This is a genomic window from Promicromonospora kroppenstedtii DSM 19349 (assembly GCF_000515355.1).
Taxonomy (GTDB): Bacteria; Actinomycetota; Actinomycetes; order Actinomycetales; family Cellulomonadaceae; genus Promicromonospora; species Promicromonospora kroppenstedtii.
This window is the reverse complement of sequence record NZ_KI911698.1, coordinates 1,482-4,246: the sequence shown is the minus strand read 5'-3', so window position 1 is coordinate 4,246 and position 2,765 is coordinate 1,482. Positions and strand designations below refer to the sequence as shown.

The window sequence follows — 2,765 nt, the reverse complement described above, 5'->3', positions numbered from 1 at the left end:
GATCGGGGGCTGCATCAGAACAGGGTCTCGCTCCCGACCTCCGCGCCCAGGGAAGCCGCGCCGGCGCCGTCGGACCGCACGCCGGTGAACGCTCCGCGCGGGTAGTCGCCCTCCGCGTGCTGGTCGTCGCCGACCCGGTGCATCGCGGCGCCGCCGAGCCCGCGCTCGCGGATCAGGGGCCGCACACGTTCCCAGAGCCAGTCCCGGTAGCCCTTGTGCGCGTACGCGCCGCGCGCGTAGACGCGGCCGTAGCCCTCGACGAGGTGCGGGTGGGAGCGTTCGAGCCAGCCGAGATACCACTCGCGGGCGCCTGGCCGCAGGTGCAGCGGCAGCACGGTGACGCCGGTCGCGCCAGCCTCGACCAGGTTGTCGAGCAGCCGTTCGAGGTGCGCGAGGGAGTCGGTCAGCCAGGGCAGGACCGGCGCGACCATGACGCCGCACGGCAAGCCTGCCGCCCGGATGGCGCGGATCAGGTCGAGCCGGGCCTTCGGTGTCGGGGTGCCGGGCTCGATGGCCTGCTGCAGCTCCTTGCCCTGGGGTGTGTCGGCGAACGCGAGCGAGACACCCAGGCCGACGTCGACCCGCTGCGCGGCCTCGGTGATCAGCGGCAGGTCGCGCCGCAGCAGCGTGCCCTTGGTCAGGATCGAGAACGGCGTGCCGGAGTCCGCGAGTGCCGAGATGATGCCGGGCATGAGCCGGTAGCGCCCCTCGGCCCGCTGGTAGGGGTCGGTGTTGGTGCCGAGCGCGACCGGCTCGTGGGACCAGGACCGCTTGGCGAGCTCGGCGCGCAGCACCTCGTCGACGTTCACCTTGACGACCACCTGCGAGTCGAAGTCGTGGCCGGCGTCGAGGTCGAGGTATTCGTGGGTCGGCCTCGCGAAGCAGTTGTGGCTGATCACTCCGTTGGCGATGAAGTCGGCGGTACCAGTGGTGATGTCGACCATCTCGGTCTCGGTACCGAGATTTTCGACGGAGACGATCCGCAAGGGAACCGAGGTCTTGACGGCCGCGCCGATGATCTTGAGCTTCCGGGTGATCGCGGGATTGGTGAGGGCGAAGAACCGACGGCGGCTGGACAGCCCGCCGATGACGCGGATGTTCGCGACGCCGATCTTGTTGGCCGGCTCCCGGACGTACGGGATGCGCAGCACGTCCATGGCATCCGTGGTCATGCTGAGCATGCGCTCGTCGGAGTTGGAGATGCGCAGGATCTGCCCGTCGCAGCTGCCCTCCGCGTCGAAGATGCCAGCGAGGAAACCTGCGTGCCACTCGCGCGTCGGCATGCCGGGCCACTCGATCATCTGGCGGATCGCCGCCACCGTCGACTGCTTGGACGTGAAGATGCCGTCGAGTGCCTTGCGCTTCGCCGTGGCGGCCGAGAAAAGACGGCGGTTGGTCGGGACGCCGGCTTCGGCCAGGTAGTCCTGGGAGCGGGTCAGCGCCTCGCCGTCGACCAGGGCGAGTCGGAACATGGTGATCCGGCCGCTCGGGTAGGTCTTGTCGAAGAGCATCCCGTCGCCGCGGATCATCCCGGTGAGGTACCCCTGGCGGTAGTCCACGGACTCGGGCGGCGACGCGTAGGCGCCGGCGACCATCCCAAGGCCGAAGCCCTGGAGCCGGTTGTTGGTCGTCAGGTAAGGACGCTGCCCCTCGCCCTTGGGCAGCGGGGCCACGTACTTCCACCCGCGCTCGGTGAGGAACCGGTGATCTGCGCTGGCGACGATCTCGGTGCCGTCCTCAAGGGTCACCCGGTAGGCAGCCTTGGTCGTGCCACGGCGAGCCAAGACTTCAGTCTCCACGAACCGTCGGTGGGCGCCGTCGCGTTCGGTGCCGACGATGCGGTCCCCCACCATGAGGTCCCGGATCGGCTTCTGGCGGCCGTCGGCCATCAGCACGAGGGTCGACGGGTCCACGCAGTAGGTGCACGCATGACTGCATCCGCGGTACGGGTTCACCGTCCAGCGGAACGGCATCTGGGAGGCCGCGGGGACCTTCGACAGGGCGCTCTTGGCCAGCACCTCGTGGAAGGTCACGCCCGCGAACTCGGGCGACCGGACGGTGCGCAGCAGCCCGGCGCCGCGCAGCGCGGGTAGTTCGAGCCCGGGCAGCGCGCCGTCGTCGTCGTTCGAGATCGCCTGCTCTTGCCAACGCATGAGTCGATTCGAACACTCGTTCGATGGGACGTCAAGTTGTCCACAGGGTCAGGGTGCCGCATGAGGTCAGGGCAGCGGCGCGGCGCACCCCGCCGATACGACATCGCCCGACGCGGCATCACCCGACACCACGACCGATACGCTCCACTCCCCACGCTCGGACGCGGCCAGCGCGCGCGGCGGTTCGACGGCGAACGGTCCGGTGTCGGAGACGGCGGCGCGCACGGTCGGGTAGGCGACACCCGCACCGTCGGTGAACGTCACCGCGACCTCCGAACCGGAAGGAGCCGCGACCGCGAGGTGGTCCCCCGGGTCCGGCAGCCGCAGGCCGAGGACGTCGCGGTACTGGTCGACCCAGGCCACGGACGCCCCCGCCGGGCAGACGAGCGCGACACGGTCGGCCTCGACCGGCGAGAACGCGAGGATCGCCGTGGACCCCGCGAGCGCCGCCGCCAGCACGACGGCGGGTAACCGGATCCGGCGCCGGACGGGACGGCGAGGGTGCAGCCGGTTGTCGTCCGGGCCACCGCGAGGCACCGGTCCGGCACGGTGCGTCTCGACGCCGCGGGGCGCGGGAACTGCGCGGAACCCGCCGACGGGATCGGAGCCGCG

At 70.9% G+C, this 2,765-nt stretch carries 2 protein-coding genes; both read right to left on the bottom strand.

The window, feature by feature from the left end; translation table 11 throughout:
- Positions 1-14: 14 nt before the first annotated feature.
- The gene (locus tag PROKR_RS18175) at positions 15-2,153 is read right to left on the bottom strand and encodes an intein-containing Rv2578c family radical SAM protein (protein WP_036965441.1); all 2,139 of its coding nucleotides are present in this window, start codon (positions 2,151-2,153) and stop codon (positions 15-17) included.
- A gap of 66 nt (positions 2,154-2,219) precedes the next feature.
- Positions 2,220-2,765: hypothetical protein (locus PROKR_RS18170; RefSeq protein WP_036965439.1), on the bottom strand; the 546-nt coding region annotated here is incomplete at its 5' end.

Excerpts from the sequence above, each read along its gene's own strand:
- PROKR_RS18175 (WP_036965441.1), bottom strand. The coding sequence starts at position 2,153 with ATGCGTTGGCAAGAGCAGGCGATCTCGAACGACGACGACGGCGCGCTG.